Consider the following 19,213-nt stretch of genomic DNA (forward strand, 5'->3'; position numbering starts at 1 on the left):
GGATTTTTTATTGATTTTGCGAAATTAATCAGCGATCTTCTTATTAATAACAATATAAGAAATGAGTCCCAGTACTACAAGTACTACTGAAGTACCCAGGATGGCGTTGTTGTTTACATTCCCTGTAAAGGAACAAGCCAGCAGGATGACTACTCCGACCAAGATTAATATCAATCCTAAGTTCTTTAATAAACCTTTCATGTGTGTGTATTTTAATAGATTATAATATTCCAGTCACAAATTAAAGCATAATTCTTTAACGGGCGAAATTATTTGGATAAAAATTCCATTATAAATGCACGATTTAGTGGATTTTATGATTTGGAGAGAAGTTCTTCTATCTAATCTTTTGTATTGTAGAACACCTTTTTCAGTACCTCCTGTCCAATGCTCAATTCGTCGAGAGTGATACCGTGAAGAGCCTCTTTCAGAGTCTGTCCGGCAATGACACGCGCTTTTTCCTCCAGTTCTTTCCCGTCTTTGGTCAGATGGATCAGGTTGGTGCGGCGGTCTTTTTTATCGGAAATGCGCACAACAAGATGTTGCCGTTCCATATTATCTATCAAACGGGTCATGCTGGGCTTGTCTTTAAAAGTTGCATTACACAACTCTTGTTGTGTAACACCGTCTTTTTCCCACAAAAAAATGAGTACCGTCCATTGTTCCGGACTGATTTCCAGCCCGTTCTGACGGAAGTTACGGTACAGCTTACGGTTGATTGCCGCGGAAACTTTGCCATTTAATATGGCGAATATAAGCCGGATATCGAAATTGAATTGCTCTATCATGAAATTATTGTTTAAACAACTTTGCAAAGGTAAGTCACTTCCCGGATAAATCCTATCTTCGGATACAAAAAAAGATTAAATATTTGTAGTTCAAAATAAAATGTCTAACTTTGCACCCGCATTTAAAATCAAATAATTTATTTATTTAATTAAACGAAGTATGAATCAATACGAAACCGTTTTCATTTTAACTCCCGTTTTATCTGATGTTCAGATGAAGGAAGCGGTAGAAAAATTCAAAGGCGTTCTTCAAGCTGAAGGTGCTGAGATTATTAATGAAGAAAACTGGGGACTGAAGAAATTGGCTTACCCAATTCAGAAGAAGTCTACAGGTTTTTATCAACTGATTGAGTTCAATGCAGATCCTACTGTAATTGACAAGCTGGAAATTAATTTCCGTCGTGATGAACGCGTAATCCGTTTCTTGACTTTCAAGATGGATAAGTATGCTGCTGAATACGCTGCAAAAAGAAGAAGTGTTAAATCAAACAAAAAGGAGGATTAATCATGGCACAACAAGTTCAATCAGAAATCAGATATTTGACTCCGCCGTCAGTAGATGTTAAGAAGAAAAAATACTGCCGTTTCAAAAAGAGTGGTATTAGGTATATCGACTACAAAGATCCTGAATTCTTGAAGAAATTCTTGAATGAACAAGGAAAAATCCTTCCGCGTCGTATTACAGGTACTTCTTTGAAGTTCCAACGTCGTATCGCGCAGGCTGTGAAGAGAGCTCGTCACTTGGCATTGCTGCCTTATGTAACTGACATGATGAAATAAGAAGGAGGAAAAGTATGGAAATTATATTGAAAGAAGACGTAGTAAACTTGGGTTATAAGAACGATATCGTAAACGTGAAATCCGGATACGGTCGTAATTATCTGATCCCGACTGGAAAAGCTGTCATCGCTTCTCCTTCTGCAAAGAAAATGTTGGCTGAAGAACTGAAACAGCGCGCTCACAAACTTGAGAAAATCAAGAAAGATGCTGAGGCTATGGCGGCTAAGCTGGAAGGCGTTTCTTTGACTATTGCAACTAAAGTTAGCTCAACCGGTACTATCTTCGGTTCTGTTGGTAACATCCAGATCGCTGAGGCTTTGTCTAAGCTGGGTCATGAAGTTGACAGAAAGATCATCGTTGTAAAAGACGCTGTAAAAGAAGTTGGTAGTTACAAGGCTATCGTTAAGCTTCACAAGGAAGTTTCAGTAGAGATTCCTTTCGAGGTAGTTGCTGAATAAGAGCAAATTTACTTCATATACAAAAAGCGATTTGTTCTGAATGGATGAATCGCTTTTTTTGTTATCTTTGCTATTACTATTATGAAATTCAACTGTTGTTTGCTAAAGAAGAGGTTTTTGCTTCTGCTGATTGCTTTGGGAATTGGCAGTGCTCTTTATGCGAATGATGAGTTGAAACTATTGACTGATTCTTTACGTAGAGTGATAGATGAAAAGCATGTCTTTGTTAAAGAGAAAGAGGATCGGATAAACCGGATAAAATGTATGTTGAAAAGTCCTGGTTTGACTCTTGAAGGAGAATATAGAATCAATCTACGGTTATATAACGAATATAAAAAATTTCATATTGATTCCGCTATTCATTATGTTGATCGCAATATTGAGATTTCCCGTCAGTTGAATAGACCTTATTTCACCAACCAGTCGTCTTTACATCTTAGTCTTTTATATTCGATGTGTGGCAGGTTCCGTGAAGCGGAGATTATTTTGAAAAGTATAAAGACTTCAGAACTTCCCAGAGATTTATTAATAAACTATTATCAAACTTATTCCAGTTTTTGGGGACACTATTCGATTTCTGTCGCCAACAATCTGTATGGTAAGCAGCAGGCTGCATATCAGGATTCGCTTTTTGCCCTCATTGACCACACTTCTTGGGATTATCGAATGTCCCAGGCTTCTTATTATATTTGGCGTGATACGTTGAAATCGAAAGAGATTTTTAAAGAACTACTGGAAATAGAAGAAGTGGGGACGCCTAATTATGCCATGATAACTCATTCGTATTCCAGGTTATGCCACCATCAGAAAAAGTATGATGAGGAAAAAAAATATCTGATGTTGTCAGCAATAGCCGATACACGGAATGCTACGCGGGAAAATGCATCCCTGCAATCTCTTGCATTGATAGCCTATGATGAACAGAATTTAGCCGATGCCTTTAAATTTACGCAGTCCGCTATCGATGACGTTATTTCTTCTGGTATTCATTTCCGGGCCATCGAAATTTATAAATTCAATTCTATTATTAATACTGCTTATCAGGCAGAGCAGGCCAGATCACGGTCGCATTTGACTACTTTCCTTATTTCTACGAGTATTATCCTTTTTCTTTTACTCTTGTTGGTGCTTTTCATCTATATTCAGATGAAAAAGACGTTGAAAATAAAACAGGCATTAGCGCAGAGTAATGAGGAGCTTTTGCGATTGAACAATAAGCTGAATAGCATGAACAGCCAGCTGAATGATACAAATAATCAGTTGTGCGAAATTAATAGTATAAAGGAGTATTATATAGCCGAATTCTTTGACGTATGCTTTAGCTATATCCATAAAATGGAGAAATATCAGAATATGCTGTATAAAATAGCTATTAATAAATACTATGATGAACTGATTAAGAAGCTAAAATCATCTGCGCTTATCGACGATGAACTTAGCGCTTTATATACTCGTTTTGATAAGGTCTTCTTGGGTTTGTATCCTACTTTTGTTTCTGATTTTAACGCTCTGTTGAAAGATGAAGAGAAAATTATTTTAAAACCGGATGCTTTATTGAATAGAGAACTTCGTATTTATGCTTTATTACGCTTGGGTATTACGGATAGTGGAAAGATAGCGAACTTTCTCCGTTGCTCTACAAGTACGGTTTATAATTATCGTACGAAAATGAGAAATAAGGCAGCCGTCGACAGGGATGAATTTGAGAATGAAATTATGAAAATTAGTTCAACACAAGAGACATAATTATCATTTTAACATTATAATACTTTCCAAATCATCTACATTTTTTTGATGTGTCAAGTTAGCTAAGTTGTTGATTAATAGTAAAAAATGCTATTTTTATATCTACATAAAGTAGTGTAAGTCAAATAAGCCGTTATTTATTTAGCTAGATTTGCAATATCAGTTTTTAGCTCATCAGTTTGGTAGTTAGAAGTTGATGTTTTATCTATTATTTGTACTTAAATTCACTATGTTTAATTATGAACACGCAATCTTCAGTAGACACGAGAATTAAAGTTGGAATTATCGGTTTTGGTAGGATGGGAAGATTCTACTGGGAAGCGATGACTAAAAGTGATCGGTGGAATATTGCTTATATTTGTGATACCGATCCGGCATCACGTCAGTTGGCTAAAAAGCTTTCCCCTAACTCTATTATAGTAGAAGATAATCAAAAGATTTTTGAGGATGAAAGTGTGCAGGTAGTCGGGCTTTTCACTTTGGCTGACTCGCGGATGGAACAAATAGAAAAAGCTATTCGTTACGGCAAACACATTATTTCAGAAAAACCAGTTGCAGATACAATGGAAAATGAGTGGAAAGTTGTAGAAATGACAGAAAACACAAATCTCATTTCTACGGTAAATCTGTATCTGCGAAATTCCTGGTATCATAATTTAATGAAGGAATATATCCAGCAAGGGGAAATCGGAGAGCTGGCTATTATTCGTATTTGTCACATGACTCCCGGCTTGGCACCAGGTGAAGGTCATGAGTATGAGGGACCTGCTTTCCATGATTGTGGAATGCACTACGTAGATATTACCCGTTGGTATGCAGGATGTGATTATAGAACATGGAATGCCCAGGGAGTGAATATGTGGAACTACAAAGATCCTTGGTGGGTGCAATGTCACGGAACTTTTCAAAATGGGGTCGTTTTTGATATTACCCAAGGATTTGTTTATGGGCAATTATCTAAAGACCAGACACATAATTCGTATGTAGATATTATAGGTACAAAAGGGGTTGTGCGTATGACGCATGACTTCAATACTGCTGTTGTCGACCTACACGGTGTCAATCAGACCATCCGTGTAGAGAAACCTTTCGGCGGCAAGAATATAGACGTGTTGTGTGACCTGTTTGCTGATTCGGTAGAAACCGGAAAACGCAGTTCACGATTACCGCTAATGCGCGATTCGGCTATTGCATCCGAATATGCATGGACATTCTTGAAAGATACCCGCAAACACGATTTGCCCGCTATTGGTAATTTGCGCACTTTGGAGCAAATACGCGAACGAAGAAAAAACATGAAAAATGGATATGGATTGTTGCACGGCAACCTTCCAAAGATTATTAACCCTTAAACAAATAAAATCATGTCAAACATTTCGAGGAGAAAATTTCTCAAAACGGGAGCCGCTGCTTTAGCAGGTATAACCATTGCTCCCAGTACAATTTTAGGTATGAGTCACGGGCATATTTCGCCTACTGATAAACTGAATCTTGCAGCTGTGGGTATTGGTGGCATGGGACATGCCAACATTAATCACGTAAAGGGCACTGAAAATATTGTGGCTCTTTGTGATGTGGATTGGAAGTACGCAAAAGGCGTGTTCGACGAATTCCCCAAGGCTAAAAAATACTGGGACTATCGTAAGATGTATGATGAAATGGGTAAATCTATCGACGGTGTGATTATCGCAACTGCCGACCATACTCATGCTATTATCACTGCTGACGCAATGACAATGGGAAAACATGTATATTGTCAGAAACCATTGACCCACTCTGTTTATGAATCTCGTTTGTTGACAAAACTGGCTGCATCAACGGGCGTGGTTACCCAAATGGGTAATCAGGGGGCATCGGATGAAGGTACGGATTTAGTATGTGAATGGATTTGGAATGGTGAAATCGGTGACGTAACGAAAGTTGAATGTGCAACAGACCGTCCTATTTGGCCTCAAGGATTGAATGTTCCTGAAAAGGTTGATAAAATTCCTAGCACATTGAATTGGGATTTATTCACAGGTCCTGCTAAAATGAATCCTTATAATGCTATTTACCATCCTTGGAACTGGCGTGGATGGTGGGATTACGGAACAGGTGCATTGGGTGATATGGCTTGTCATATTTTGCATCAGCCGTTTAAAGCATTGAAATTGCAGTATCCTACCAAAGTGGAAGGTTCATCGACATTATTGTTGAATGCTTGTGCTCCACAGGCACAACACGTGAAAATGATTTTCCCTGCTCGTGAAAATATGCCGAAAGTAGCTATGCCTGAAGTGGAAATACATTGGTATGATGGCGGTATGATGCCAGAACGTCCGAAAGGATTCCCAGAAGGAAAACAACTGATGCAGAGCGGTGGTGGTTTGACTATTTTCCACGGAACAAAAGATACATTGATTTGCGGATGTTATGGACAGAATCCTTGGTTGCTTTCAGGTCGTAAACCAAATGCACCGAAGGTTTGCCGTCGTGTTCCTAAAGCAATGAATGGTGGTCACGAAATGGATTGGGTACGTGCATGTAAAGAAGATAAATCTAATCGTATCATGACTAAATCTGACTTCTCAGAAGCCGGACCTATGAATGAAATGGTAGCAATGGGTGTATTGGCTATTCGTTTGCAAGCTCTGAATAAGACTCTCGAGTGGGATGGAGCTAACATGTGTTTTACAAATATCGGTGATAACGAAACCATTCGTACTGTTATCAAAGACGGATTCAAGATTCATAATGGTCATCCTACATTTGATAAGACATGGACAGATCCGATCAATGCAAAACAGTTTGCGGCTGAATTAGTGAAACATAATTATCGTGAAGGCTGGAGACTGCCTGATATGCCAAGATAAAAGTAGATTAAAAATTAAAGATTAAAAATTAAATAGTTGATATCATGAAAAAAGTATTTTATCCATTAGCTTGTTGTTGTCTTGCTGCAGGCGTTTTCGCTTCTTGCGGTGGTCAGAAGAAAGCAAATGCTCCGGAAGAGCAAAAAGTTGCGTTGACTTACTCTAAATCATTGAAAGCGGCAGAAACAGATAGCTTGAATTTGCCTGTTGATGAAAATGGTTATATCACAATCTTTGATGGCGAAACATTTAACGGATGGCGTGGTTATGGAAAAGACCGTGTTCCTTCTAAATGGACAATTGAAGACGGTTGTATCAAATTCAACGGTTCTGGTGGCGGTGAAGCTCAAGACGGTGATGGTGGTGACCTGATCTTTGCTCACAAGTTTAAAAACTTCGAACTGGAGATGGAGTGGAAGGTTTCTAAAGGTGGTAACTCCGGTATTTTCTATTTAGCTCAGGAAGTTACATCGAAAGATAAAGACGGTAATGATGTGCTGGAGCCTATTTATATTTCCGCGCCCGAATATCAGGTGTTGGACAATGCCAATCATCCGGATGCTAAATTGGGTAAGGACAACAATCGTCAGTCAGCTTCTTTGTATGACATGATTCCGGCAGTTCCTCAAAACTCTAAACCGTTTGGCGAATGGAACAAGGCTAAGATTATGGTTTATAAAGGTACTGTTGTTCACGGACAAAACGATGAAAACGTACTTGAATATCATTTGTGGACAAAACAATGGACTGATATGTTGCAGGCAAGTAAGTTCAGCGAAGATAAATGGCCTTTGGCATTTGAATTGCTGAATAACTGTGGTGGCGAAAATCACGAAGGTTTCATCGGTTTGCAAGATCACGGTGATGATGTTTGGTTCCGCAACATCCGCGTGAAGGTTTTGGACTAATCAAATAGTAATAAGAAGGCACGGGTTACACGTATTTCACGTTTTTTTGAATGGCGATTGCCATAGAGTAACCGTGAAGTCTGTGTAATCCGTGCCTGTTTTTTCTATATAAATCTAATAATTGTAATCCCCTGATATCTATTATATGAAAACAAAAATTTATTTATGTGCGTTGGCTGCTCTTTTCATGATTCCACAGGCAATGACGGCACAAACTAAGAAGAAAGCTAAAAAAGAAGTAGCTATTCAACTCTATTCTGTCAGAGATATATTGAATAAGGTAGACAATAAAAATGGTAAGTGTGACCCCACTTATACTGCTCTTCTGAAGAAATTGGCAAACATGGGATATACCGGTGTTGAAGCTGCCAATTATAACAACGGTAAATTTTATGACCGGACTCCCCAACAGTTTAAGAAAGATGTCGAATCGGCAGGATTAAAAGTTTTGTCTTCACATTGTACCAGACAATTGTCCAAAGAAGAATTGGCTTCCGGTGACTTGTCAGAGTCTCTTCAATGGTGGGATCAGTGTATTGCCGATCATAAAGCTGCAGGAATGAAGTACATCGTAGCTCCTTGGATGGATGTTCCAAAAACGCTTAAAGATTTGAATACATATTGCACTTATTTTAATGAGATAGGCAAACGTTGCAAACAACAAGGTTTGTCATTTGGATATCATAATCACGCTCATGAATTTCAGAAAGTAGAAGATAAAGTAATGTATGATTATATGCTGGAACATACGAATCCTGAATATGTCTTCTTCCAGATGGACCTTTATTGGGTAGTTCGCGGACAAAACAGTCCTGTTGATTATTTTAATAAATATCCCGGTCGCTTCCAGATATTCCATGTGAAAGATCACAGAGAGATTGGACAAAGTGGAATGGTAGGTTTTGATGCTATCTTTAAGAATGCAAAAACTGCAGGCGTTAATTATCTCGTTGCTGAAATCGAGGGTTATAGTGTTCCGGTAGAGGAAAGTGTAGAAGTAAGTCTGGATTATTTATTGAACGCTCCTTTTGTGAAAAGTTCATACGCTAAATAACGTGCGGCTTGCTAAAATAATAAGATAAAGGCATAAAAAAAAGTCTGTGCATGCTTTCGCATGGCAGACTTTCAATTCTCTCTAGCTGTTTCTGAATTATTCAGCTACAGTTTCAGTTGCAGTGCTATCAGCATTCAAAGAATCTGCTGCTGCGGCTGCTGCTTGTTCAGCTTCAAGAGCTGCTGCTTCTACTGCTGCGATTGAGTCAGCGATACGGATAGAATCTGCAGTTGCTTTTGCTGCGTCAGCTGCTTTGTTACCACATGATGCGAATGATACTGCTACGATAGCTACGGCCATCAAAACTAATTTTTTCATTTTCTTTGCTTTTTAAAAACGTAATACAATCAATTGCTTTATTAAAACGATGCAAAGGTATGTACTTTTTCAATATGTTGTTCTCGAAACGCCAACTTTTTTTATATTTTTTTTTGTAACTGGGCACTTTTCTCCCCTTTTTATATGTTTTAGAACATGCTAATCGACAGCAATACTGTTATATAAGTATCTTTTTATGCTTCTTTTGGGCGTTTTTTCAAATTCAGTAGGGTAGAGTTGGATCTTGCTGATTTTCTCATAAGCGGCTACGTTGCTGTTCAGATTCTTAAGATTTTCATCCATGATTGTTTTCAGGTTATCCGGATTATTTAATCCGAGAGAATCCAACGCTTCGTAATCGGCATAAACAAGTGCCACTAATTTTTTATTGCGTTCGATAACAAGACTTTCGAGAATGAAAGGCAGGTTATTCAGTTTGGTTTCCAACTCTTCGGGGAAGATATTCTGTCCGCTAGAACTTAAGATCATAGTCTTGAGTCGTCCCCGGATGAAAATATTTCCGTTGCTGTCCATGGAACCGAGGTCACCCGTACGTAGCCAGCCGTCCTGCGTGAATACTTCCTGCGTTGCTTCCTGGTTCTTGTAGTAGCCCACCATCACATTTTCTCCCCGAACCTGGATTTCTCCGGTTTCTGCTTCCGGGGTTTCCTTATAGATACGTGCTTCCATTATATCTAGAATCTTTCCGGAAGAACCTAGTACAAATTCATCCCAGGGGGCGTAGCTGATAAGTGGACCGCATTCTGTCATTCCATAACCGATAGTAAAAGGGAATTTGATTTTGTAGAAGAATTCTTCTACTTCCTTATCCATAGCGGCGCCACCGATAATGATCTCTTTAAACCGTCCTCCCAGTGCATCAATCAGTCTTTTACGTATCTGGTTGTAGATTTGGGTGTCGAGTAGAGGAATATTGAGTGCCCACTTCATACCTTTTTTATTAATGAGTGGCTGGATAATATTCTTATATATCTTTTCAATCACTAACGGGACGGTAATAATAAGATTAGGTTTCACTTCCTCAAAAGCTTTCATTATAATTTTAGGAGAAGGTGTTTTTCCAAGCAAAGTGACATGGGTGCCGACAGCCGTTGCTGTCAGAAAGTCAAATGCGCAACCGTATGCGTGGGCGAGGGGAAGGAAAGACAGCACTTTATCCCCTTTTTTAAGGAGTTCGGTACGAATACCGAAAGTGACATTGCCGGCAAGATTGTTTCCTGTCAGCATCACACCCTTACTGAAACCGGTGGTTCCGGAAGTGTAATTTAACAGCATCACTTTGTCATTGGATAAAGTGGTGTACTGAACATCTTCACGGGTAAATCCTTTCGGATACAAAGCATGCATCTCTTTATCGGTATTTTTCAGAAACTTCTGTATGGTTTCCCCGTCGCGTTGATAAAGACACCGGAAATCAGTCAATGAGAATACTCCCCGTAGCCCCGTTAATTTTTCCTCTTCCAGATTCTCCCAAATGCTGTCGCTGGTGAACAGAAATACAGATTCGGAATGATTGACGATATGATGAACGTCATTAGGCGTAAAATCTTGAAGGATAGGGACAATGATCGCTCCGTATGTGATCGTTGCCATATAGGCGATGCACCAATGAGCGTTATTTTTGCCGATAACTGAAATCTTATCTCCTCTGCGAAGGCTACAATGTTTGAATAACAGATGTAAACGGGCGATTTTTTCAGCTACCTCACCGTATGTGTATTGGGTATCTTCTCCATAATCAGTATAACAAGGCAGATCCCAATTCTCACGAAAACTATTTTCGTATAGTTTAATGAAATTCTCTTTAATCATTGCACGTTTTTTAGTGAATTGTGCAAAAATAGGAATAAACTTTCGTATCCTAAAGTGTTTTACTGATAATAATGTGTAACTTTGCAAAGTTAATGTGTTTATAACAGCTTATGATAGATACCACTGTATTTCAAAATAAGACAGCCGTTTATTATACTTTAGGCTGCAAATTAAATTTTTCAGAGACTTCAACTATCGGTAAAATCCTGCGTGAGGCAGGAGTCCGGACTGCGCGCAAAGGAGAGAAAGCAGATATCTGTGTGGTAAATACCTGTTCGGTGACGGAGATGGCGGATAAAAAATGCCGGCAAGCCATTCATCGTCTGGTAAAGCAGCATCCCGATGCTTTTGTGGTAGTGACCGGATGTTATGCGCAATTGAAGCCCGGCGACGTGGCAAAGATAGATGGAGTAGATGTAGTGCTGGGAGCGGAACAGAAGGGAGAGTTACTTCAATATCTGGGCGACCTCCAAAAGCATGAAAAAGGAGAGGCTATCACTACTACAACCAAAGATATCCGTTCGTTTTCTCCCTCGTGTTCACGGGGAGACCGTACCCGTTTCTTCTTGAAGGTGCAGGATGGATGCGATTACTTCTGTTCATATTGCACGATTCCTTTCGCCCGCGGGCGAAGTCGTAACGGGACTATTGCTTCCATGGTTGAGCAGGCCCGGCAAGCAGCTGCTGAAGGCGGAAAAGAAATCGTTCTGACCGGAGTAAATATCGGAGATTTTGGTAAAACAACAGGAGAGAGTTTCTTTGATCTGGTAAAAGCATTGGATCAGGTAGAGGGAATCGAACGTTATCGTATCTCTTCCATAGAACCCAATCTGTTGACTGATGAGATTATCGAGTTTGTGTCTCATTCTCGCAGTTTTATGCCTCATTTTCATATCCCTTTGCAATCCGGTTGCGATGAAGTTTTGCAGTTAATGCGCCGTCGTTACGACACTGCTCTTTTTGCTTCGAAAGTGAAGAAGATAAAAGAGGTGATGCCGGATGCTTTTATCGGAGTGGACGTGATTGTGGGAACCCGTGGAGAAACACCCGAATACTTTGAACAGGCTTATCAGTTTATTGATGGTCTGGATGTGACGCAGTTGCATGTGTTTAGCTATTCCGAACGTCCCGGAACGCAAGCCTTAAAAATAGAATATGTGGTTTCTCCGGAAGAGAAGCATCAGCGTAGTCAGCGTCTGTTGGCACTATCGGATCAAAAGACACAGGCTTTTTATGCATGTCATATCGGGCAGACAATGCCGGTATTGATGGAAAAATCGAAAACTGGTGCTCCGATGCATGGATTTACGGAGAATTATATTCGTGTAGAGGTGGAAAGTGATGACTCGCTGGATAATCAGGTAGTTAATGTACGTCTGGGAGAGTTTAATGAGGAGATGACAGCACTTAAAGGTACAATTTTGATATAAGTTATGAGATCAAAACTTATCTATTGGTTGGTATACAGTGGAATGTGGCTGTTTTCAGCTCTTCCTTTCCGGGTTTTATATATGCTTTCGGATTTTAATTATCTGCTGATGTATCGTGTTGGAAAATATCGTCGGAAAGTAGTTCGGGGAAATCTATTGAGATCATTTCCGGAAAAAACTGATGCGGAGAGATTACAGATAGAACGCAAGTTTTATCGCTATTTGTCGGATTATATGCTTGAAGATTTGAAATTGTTGCACATGTCTGCCGAAGAACTTTGTGAGAGAATGACTTATAAGAATACGGAACAATATCTTGAACTGACAGAAAAGTATGGAGGTATTATAGTAATGATTCCTCATTATGCCAATTATGAGTGGTTGATAGGTATGGGAGCAATCATGAAACCGGGGGATGTTCCCGTGCAGGTTTATAAACCGTTGAGGGATAAATATTTGGATGAGTTGTTTAAACGTATTCGTTCTCGTTTTGGGGGGTATAATATTCCGAAACATTCTACAGCCCGTGAAATTATTAAGCTCAAACATGATGGAAAAAAGATGGTAGTCGGTTTGATTACTGATCAATGGCCCAGTGGATATGATAAATATTGGACTACCTTTTTAGGACAGGAAACTGCTTTTCTGAATGGTGCGGAGCGAATTGCCAAAATGATGAATTTCCCTGTTTTCTATTGTGAACTTAGTAAGAAGTGCAGAGGATACTGTGAAGCGGAGTTCAAGTTGATGACGGAAACACCGAAAGAAACAAGAGAAGGAGAAATCACGGAAATGTTTGCTCATAGATTAGAACAGACGATTCGTAAAGAACCGGCATATTGGTTGTGGTCTCATAAACGTTGGAAAATGACTCGTGAAGAAGCTGACCGATTAGAAGAGAAAGAATTGAACAAGAAGAAGGAATAACAATGAAAGTTTCAGTTGTAATTTTAAATTGGAACGGATGTGATATGCTCCGTACTTTTCTTCCGTCCGTCGTCCGGTATTCGGAAGGGGAGGGGATTGAGGTCTGCGTGGCTGACAATGGTTCTACGGACGCTTCCGTTACTTTGCTTCAACAGGAATTTCCTTCTGTCAGAACGATTGTTCTCGACCAGAATTATGGCTTTGCGGATGGATATAATTTAGCATTGCAGCAGGTCGACGCAGAATATGTAGTTCTTTTGAATTCGGATGTCGAGGTGACGGAGCATTGGTTGGAACCAATGATTGCTTATCTTGATAATCATCCGGAGGTAGCTGCTTGTCAGCCGAAGATACGAAGCCAGCGGCAAAAAGAATATTTCGAATATGCCGGGGCAGCTGGTGGCTTTATTGATAAATACGGTTATCCTTTCTGCAGGGGGCGTATAATGGGAGTTGTGGAGAAGGATGAAGGCCAATATGATACGGTGATTCCTGTTTTTTGGGCAACGGGGGCAGCGTTGTTTATCCGGCACACTGATTATGTGAATGTAGGAGGATTGGATGGACGTTTTTTTGCTCACATGGAAGAAATAGATTTGTGCTGGCGACTTCGTTCGCGGAATCGTGAGATTGTCTGTGTACCTCAAAGTATTGTCTATCATGTAGGAGGAGCTACTCTTAAAAAAGAGAATCCTCGTAAGACTTTTCTTAATTTCCGTAATAATCTTGTCATGCTCTATAAGAATCTTCCACAGAAGGAGTTAAATAAAGTGATGCGTATCCGGGCCTGTCTCGATTATGTGGCAGCGTTTAATTTCTTGTTGCAAGGGCACTGGGACAATGCTCGTGCTGTGATACGTGCGCGGAAAGAGTATAAACAACTATGTCCGTCATTTTCTTTATCCCGTGAAGAGAATATGAGAAAAAAAACTTTGAATCCGATACCTGAACGGACAAAAAGTAGTATCTTGTGGCAGTTTTATGCGAGAGGATGCAAACGGTTCTCTCAATTGTCGGATTTTAAAAGGATAGCAAATGGAATCAAAGGTTAGAAGAGGCATCGGGCTGGTAGCACACGATGCAATGAAAAAAGACCTCATCGAATGGGTGCTATGGAACTCGGAACTGTTGATGGGTAATAAATTCTACTGTACGGGTACTACAGGTACTTTGATATTGGAAGCATTGAAGGAGAAACATCCTGATGAAGAGTGGGATTTTACGATTTTAAAATCAGGTCCGTTAGGTGGTGACCAACAGATGGGGTCACGTATTGTGGATGGGCAGATTGATTATCTCTTTTTCTTCACGGATCCCATGACACTGCAACCGCATGATACGGATGTGAAAGCATTAACCCGTTTGGCCGGTGTAGAAAATATAGTTTTCTGTTGTAACCGTTCTACGGCAGATCATATTATTTCCAGTCCGTTATTTATGGATCCTGATTACGAACGTATTCATCCGGACTATTCCAGTTATACGAAACGTTTCCAGGATAAACCTGTGGTGACGGAGGCTGTAGAATCGGTAAATAGAAGAAAAAAGAAGAGAAAATAAGCCGGTAGTTTACGGCTGTGAAAATAGAAGCAGATCTTGCTTAAAAAGGAATGCAGATGATACGGATTACTTTATTAATATCGTATTATCTGCATTTCGTCATTTATGTTTCATTTCCAGTTGTGATTATCTTATTTCCTGCTGCAGTGTAGCTCAATTCCTGCAGACTCTATATCTGCTCCCATCGGTGGGTTTCGTTTGGAAAGCCGGAGTTCGATTTCTTCAATACAGGGGAATTGGTCAAAGAGCTTTTGTATAATCCGTCCGCTAACGTGTTCCAGCAATTTTGAGGGAACAGCCATTTCATTTTCTATCACCTGATGTACTTCAGCATAGTTGACGGTGTCGGTAACTTCATCTGTCCGGGCAGCTTTGCTGATATCTACTTTCAGTTTCAGGTCAATGAGATATTCATTCCCAATCAGATTTTCTTGCGGTGCGACACCATGATAGGCGTAACAACGAATTTCTTTCAAAAGGATATAGCTACTGTTTATCTTCATATACTGTCTTTTTAGTGTGATCTTGTTTGACTTTTAACAGGTCTTTCTGTGCAACCATTTGTGGAATCACTTTAAGAAAGACGGGTGTGAGCAGAAGGCAGATGCTTAATGTTATAAGCAGAAGTGCGCTTGCCTGTGCCCAACTATTGTGAATATAACGGCTGACTAATGGACCTAAAAAATGAAGTATCGGTCCATGAATACTCAAGGTGATGATTGAATATCGTCCCAAGTAAGAAACAACCTTTATCTTCTTCACTTTTTTGCAAAGTAACATAATCATAAATATTCCTGCAAACGCAGCGATATATACTTGAAAAATATTTCCCGTATAATTGTTGGTACGCATGCCCAATGTGGTAGCGGTAAAGTACATTACCACCAGTGCCAATACAACAAAAACCGGTATCAGTTTGTCGAAACGATGGCTGGGATATAGAAAGAAATTATACCGTCGGATCCAGAAACCGGCCACATAGAAGGGGAGGGCAGTCATGGAAACATCTATATACAGGGGTAACTCTATCTGTAATTTTCCGAGATAAAATCCTGCGCAACCAATCAGGATTGTCACAGCGAACATGACAGGCAGATGCTTTTCGCGCAGAAAGTGAATTAGATAAAACAGGATGTTGCAATTGAATAATGCGAGTAGAAACCAGATCGATGGATTGAACTTGATAAGGTCGTGTCCATGAAATACAACTAAGAGTTCATTCCACGACACAGGCAGTTGAAATACCCCCGGAGCAATCTTCCAAACAATGTATTTCATTAGAAATGCACTTAGATAGAAGAAAAGAAAAGGAATAATCAATTTGTTTATTTTTCGCAGGATGAATCCGAACAGGCCTTCGTATGATTTGAAAAACACTCCCGAGATAAAGAAGTAAAGCGGCATGCGGAAACAGGATAACATCGAATTCGTATCCAGTTGTTCGAAGGCCCCTCCAACATGTGCCATTACCACAAGGATAATGCAGACTCCTTTGGTTAAGTCCACAAAATCAATACGTCTGCTCTGGTTGCCTTCCATTATCTCTTTTAATTTCTCTTTTTCGGCGCAAAGATACTTTATAAATCGGAATAAAAAGAGGAACATTGAAAAAATAAACGAATGATGCGAAAAGCGAAAAAGTATGATATATAGTAATGATATTATTGCGAAAAAAACGGTAGACTATGTTTTGAAACTCCTTATTTTACCTCTGTTATCAATATATCCTTGAAAAACGAATGACGCGGATCACATAGATTTTTGGCGTTCTTAATCTAGTGTTATCCGCGTCGGTAGTGTCCGGAAAATATCCTTTTTGAAAGTTACTTGTACCTTTTATTCTATTTATTCGGATCTCTTCCTGTGTATTTAATCAATTCGCTAATCTTATCATTAAGTGTTTTTGCTTTCATCAACTGCTCAAGAGTGAGATGCATCCGGTATCTCCAGTAGTTTCGTGGATTGGATGGAACATTAATTCGTTCTTCCGCCACATTCGGGTTTCTCCATTTCCCGTCTATCGATAGCCAATCCTGGAAAGACAAGATACAGAGAATGGAATTGCTGTTGAGATGATTGCGTACGATTTCCTCGCACAACTCCGGGGTGGCAGTTGTCGGTGCAACTCCGTAATGTCCTAACGTTGCATTATAGTAACGTTGGGTCTGTTGATAATCTTCTTCCCACCAGCCACGTAACGTAGACATATCGTGAGTGGAGATTGTGCAGACAGACCGGTACGGATACTCATTTAAATGCCCGAATTCATACATCGGATTCTTAGGCATCCGCTGAATTTCCAAACTAAGAATCCGGAGATCATTCATCACCGACGATACACAAGCAGGAATCATCCCCAAATCTTCTCCACAAACCAACATACGGGTTGATTGTGTCAGTTGGGGTAACTTCTTCATTGCTTGCTGATACCAGAACTCGTTGTGCCGATGATAATAATACTGGTCGTATAGTTTGTTAAACGCATTTTTCTCTTCTTCGTTCAGCGACCGGAATACGAAATCCCGTTGCACACCGATGCGCGGGTGGTATTTACTTTCCTCTTTCTTATCCGCAACAAATAAGACGTTGCTGATTAATGAATAAAGCCCTTCCCGAATCCACACACTATCTTCATCATTTCTACCGGCGAAGAATTGCTCTACCTCCCGTTGTGTTTCGAATCCCGGTTTCATCCGATAAAGTCCGGAGTCATCAACCGATTCAAGGAAATCCTGTTTGACTAAATGGGTATGCGGTCCGAACAACTGTCCGAGGAAAGATTCATGGATGAATGGTAGCAGATATTCATCCCGGAACGTTAGACCATAACTTTCGATTTCTTCCCGGCTCATCGGTAAAGAAGGATCAAACTGACCTAACAATCCGTGTACAGCGTGCATTGGTATTTCCCAAATACGGAAGAACCCGAGGATATGATCGATCCGGTAAGCATCGAAGTATTCCGCCATTTTCTGAAAACGCTTCATCCACCAGCGGTATCCGTCTTTTTCCATGACATCCCAGTTGTATGTGGGGAATCCCCAGTTTTGTCCGTTGATCGAGAAATCATCGGGCGGAGCACCCGCTTGTCCGTTTAGATTGAAGTAATGAGGTTCTGTCCAGGCTTCCACGCTGTTGCGGCTGATGCCAATCGGAATATCCCCCTTTAATACGACACCGTGTTGGCGGGCATATTCGGTTGCAGACAACAACTGCAGGTGCAAATGATACTGGATATAATAATACAACGAGATGTGAGGATAATCTGCCGTTCCCGGTTGGCACATTTTTTCTATATCTTCCGCTTGGTAAACAGAGTGTCTCGGCCATTGGCGGAAATTGGGTGTTTTGTAGGCGTCGCGCAGATAACTAAAGACTGCATAAGGTTGCAGCCATTCCTTGTTTGTTTCAAAGAAATCTTTGAAACCTTTGGAAGCCAATACCTTTTCTCCTTCCTGTCGGAACAGTAAGTTGAAAAACTCCCATTTAGTTTGGTTGACCGCTTCGTAGTCAATAGCAGGGAGGCTGTTCAGTTCCTTTTGTTTCTTGCTGAATTTCGATGCCGCTTCTTTATCTTTCAGAGTTCCCATTTGTCTGATATCCGCGTACATCGGATGGAAAGCATAAATTGAAATGCTGTTATAAGGATAAGAGTCCGTCCATGCATGAGTCATGGTGGTGTCGTTGACCGGTAAAATCTGAATAACTTTCTGGCGAGTATTTACTGCCCAGTCTACCATACGTTTCAAGTCGCCGAAATCACCTACTCCGAAACTTTTCTCTGATTTTAAAGAAAATACGGGTATAGCGATTCCTGCCCCTTTCCATGCGGGAATGTCGAAATAAACATATCGGTCGGAAATCACGAGCGTTTCGTTGGTCTTCAGTTCCGGGTCTGCCAGATAGCGGTTAGGGTTTTTCTCCCAGCAGTCTGCTTTCTTTTCCTGTTTATTGTAGAGGATGAATTTATATTCCAGCGGATATTTAAGTTTGCTGGCGTCCAGCTCTATCTGCCATTCTGGGAAATTGGTATCACTCATCAATACTGCTTTCTCCGGGTCCCAGTGACCTAATGATTTCTGGTTGCCACAAATTGCCAGGCAATAATCTTTATTGATACGTGGGGCGTAGGCCTTGATAACCAGTCCCTTCTTATATCTTTGCGGGATATTCTCTTTTTCAGGATGTGCCAGTAAGGCTTCTGTAAAAGCAGAACTATAAAGATACAGTTGTTCCGGAATATTTTTCCAGCAATCATTGATTCTGTATATCTTCCTGGAGCTGCCTGATAAGAAAATAGATCTCGAAAAACTGTCCCATTCCTTGCGGATAACTATTCCGTTTTGCTCTATCTGATAGCTATAATTGATAGTCATCCCTTCTTGAGGGACTTCAAGCTCAAGTTCTGCCGTCCAATAGATACCATCGGTGGTGTGTAAAGGAATTGATTCCGGAAATAAGCCGGAAATCCTTACTTCTTCTCCCCAATTGGTGCGGTATTCAATATTAAATGATAGAATCATATATATTAGATTTTGATTGTATATGTAAGACACTGC

The 19,213-nt window shown here is 40.2% G+C and carries 19 protein-coding genes; 12 read left to right on the forward strand and 7 right to left on the reverse strand.

What is annotated here, in order from left to right; all coding sequences use genetic code 11:
• Positions 1-24: 24 nt before the first annotated feature.
• Both BXY_RS05400 and BXY_RS05405 read right to left on the reverse strand, forming a co-directional pair.
• Complete coding sequence (locus BXY_RS05400; protein WP_004299327.1) at positions 25-201, reverse strand: hypothetical protein; 177 nt, start codon at positions 199-201, stop codon at positions 25-27.
• 140 nt (positions 202-341) lie between these two features.
• On the reverse strand, positions 342-788 hold the full coding sequence (locus BXY_RS05405; RefSeq protein WP_004299328.1) for a MarR family winged helix-turn-helix transcriptional regulator: 447 nt from the start codon (positions 786-788) through the stop codon (positions 342-344).
• A 160-nt stretch (positions 789-948) separates the two neighbouring features.
• Between BXY_RS05405 and rpsF the strand changes: the two genes are divergently transcribed.
• The 8 genes from rpsF to BXY_RS05445 all read left to right on the forward strand — a co-directional run bounded on the left by rpsF (position 949) and on the right by BXY_RS05445 (position 8,586).
• Entirely contained in the window at positions 949-1,293 is a 345-nt protein-coding gene (gene rpsF, locus BXY_RS05410) for a 30S ribosomal protein S6 (RefSeq protein ID WP_004299329.1), read from the forward strand.
• Positions 1,294-1,295: 2 nt separating this feature from the next.
• The gene (rpsR, locus tag BXY_RS05415) at positions 1,296-1,568 is read left to right on the forward strand and encodes a 30S ribosomal protein S18 (protein ID WP_002562536.1); all 273 of its coding nucleotides are present in this window, start codon (positions 1,296-1,298) and stop codon (positions 1,566-1,568) included.
• Positions 1,569-1,582: 14 nt separating this feature from the next.
• Complete coding sequence (rplI, locus tag BXY_RS05420; RefSeq protein WP_004299330.1) at positions 1,583-2,026, forward strand: 50S ribosomal protein L9; 444 nt, start codon at positions 1,583-1,585, stop codon at positions 2,024-2,026.
• An 81-nt stretch (positions 2,027-2,107) separates the two neighbouring features.
• Positions 2,108-3,772, forward strand: coding sequence for a DUF6377 domain-containing protein (locus BXY_RS05425; protein WP_008776247.1), 1,665 nt, complete (start codon positions 2,108-2,110; stop codon positions 3,770-3,772).
• Positions 3,773-4,011: 239 nt separating this feature from the next.
• Positions 4,012-5,124 carry a Gfo/Idh/MocA family protein gene (locus BXY_RS05430; RefSeq protein ID WP_004299332.1) on the forward strand — a complete coding sequence of 371 codons (1,113 nt, stop codon included), beginning with the start codon at positions 4,012-4,014 and terminating at the stop codon, positions 5,122-5,124.
• A 12-nt stretch (positions 5,125-5,136) separates the two neighbouring features.
• Positions 5,137-6,624 carry a Gfo/Idh/MocA family oxidoreductase gene (locus BXY_RS05435; RefSeq protein ID WP_009040855.1) on the forward strand — a complete coding sequence of 496 codons (1,488 nt, stop codon included), beginning with the start codon at positions 5,137-5,139 and terminating at the stop codon, positions 6,622-6,624.
• A 44-nt stretch (positions 6,625-6,668) separates the two neighbouring features.
• Complete coding sequence (locus BXY_RS05440) at positions 6,669-7,532, forward strand: 3-keto-disaccharide hydrolase (protein ID WP_015531375.1); 864 nt, start codon at positions 6,669-6,671, stop codon at positions 7,530-7,532.
• 145 nt (positions 7,533-7,677) lie between these two features.
• Entirely contained in the window at positions 7,678-8,586 is a 909-nt protein-coding gene (locus BXY_RS05445) for a sugar phosphate isomerase/epimerase family protein (RefSeq protein ID WP_008641009.1), read from the forward strand.
• 96 nt (positions 8,587-8,682) lie between these two features.
• On the opposite strand, the gene BXY_RS05450 is transcribed toward BXY_RS05445, so the two are convergent.
• Complete coding sequence (locus BXY_RS05450; RefSeq protein WP_004306615.1) at positions 8,683-8,904, reverse strand: hypothetical protein; 222 nt, start codon at positions 8,902-8,904, stop codon at positions 8,683-8,685.
• Positions 8,905-9,063: 159 nt separating this feature from the next.
• Positions 9,064-10,737 (reverse strand): long-chain fatty acid--CoA ligase, encoded by a 1,674-nt coding sequence (locus tag BXY_RS05455; RefSeq protein ID WP_004299337.1) that lies wholly within the window; start codon positions 10,735-10,737, stop codon positions 9,064-9,066.
• Between the two features lie 110 nt (positions 10,738-10,847).
• Here BXY_RS05455 and mtaB point away from each other — a divergent pair, with 110 nt between their 5' ends.
• From mtaB to BXY_RS05475, 4 genes are read left to right on the forward strand one after another with little or no spacing between them, the layout of a single operon-like run.
• Positions 10,848-12,167 carry a tRNA (N(6)-L-threonylcarbamoyladenosine(37)-C(2))-methylthiotransferase MtaB gene (gene mtaB, locus BXY_RS05460; RefSeq protein WP_015531376.1) on the forward strand — a complete coding sequence of 440 codons (1,320 nt, stop codon included), beginning with the start codon at positions 10,848-10,850 and terminating at the stop codon, positions 12,165-12,167.
• A gap of 3 nt (positions 12,168-12,170) precedes the next feature.
• The gene (locus tag BXY_RS05465; RefSeq protein ID WP_120079307.1) at positions 12,171-13,094 is read left to right on the forward strand and encodes a lysophospholipid acyltransferase family protein; all 924 of its coding nucleotides are present in this window, start codon (positions 12,171-12,173) and stop codon (positions 13,092-13,094) included.
• Positions 13,095-13,096: 2 nt separating this feature from the next.
• A complete protein-coding gene (locus BXY_RS05470; RefSeq protein ID WP_015531378.1) occupies positions 13,097-14,146 on the forward strand; it encodes a glycosyltransferase family 2 protein in 1,050 nt (349 codons plus the stop codon).
• On the forward strand, positions 14,130-14,654 hold the full coding sequence (locus tag BXY_RS05475) for a methylglyoxal synthase (protein WP_004306620.1): 525 nt from the start codon (positions 14,130-14,132) through the stop codon (positions 14,652-14,654). The genes BXY_RS05470 and BXY_RS05475 overlap by 17 nt, the downstream gene beginning before the upstream one ends.
• Positions 14,655-14,785: 131 nt before the next feature.
• Here BXY_RS05475 and folB read toward each other — a convergent pair whose 3' ends face one another.
• The 3 genes from folB to BXY_RS05490 form a co-directional block, all read right to left on the reverse strand.
• Positions 14,786-15,157 carry a dihydroneopterin aldolase gene (gene folB / locus BXY_RS05480; protein ID WP_004299342.1) on the reverse strand — a complete coding sequence of 124 codons (372 nt, stop codon included), beginning with the start codon at positions 15,155-15,157 and terminating at the stop codon, positions 14,786-14,788.
• The gene (locus BXY_RS05485) at positions 15,141-16,193 is read right to left on the reverse strand and encodes an acyltransferase family protein (protein ID WP_134993488.1); all 1,053 of its coding nucleotides are present in this window, start codon (positions 16,191-16,193) and stop codon (positions 15,141-15,143) included. The genes folB and BXY_RS05485 overlap by 17 nt, the downstream gene beginning before the upstream one ends.
• Before the next feature lie 302 nt (positions 16,194-16,495).
• Positions 16,496-19,177, reverse strand: a complete 2,682-nt coding sequence (locus BXY_RS05490; RefSeq protein WP_015531380.1) for a 4-alpha-glucanotransferase — start codon at positions 19,175-19,177, stop codon at positions 16,496-16,498.
• Between the last annotated feature and the right edge of the window lie 36 nt (positions 19,178-19,213).

This window comes from Bacteroides xylanisolvens XB1A, from assembly GCF_000210075.1.
GTDB classification, from domain to species: Bacteria; Bacteroidota; Bacteroidia; order Bacteroidales; family Bacteroidaceae; genus Bacteroides; species Bacteroides xylanisolvens.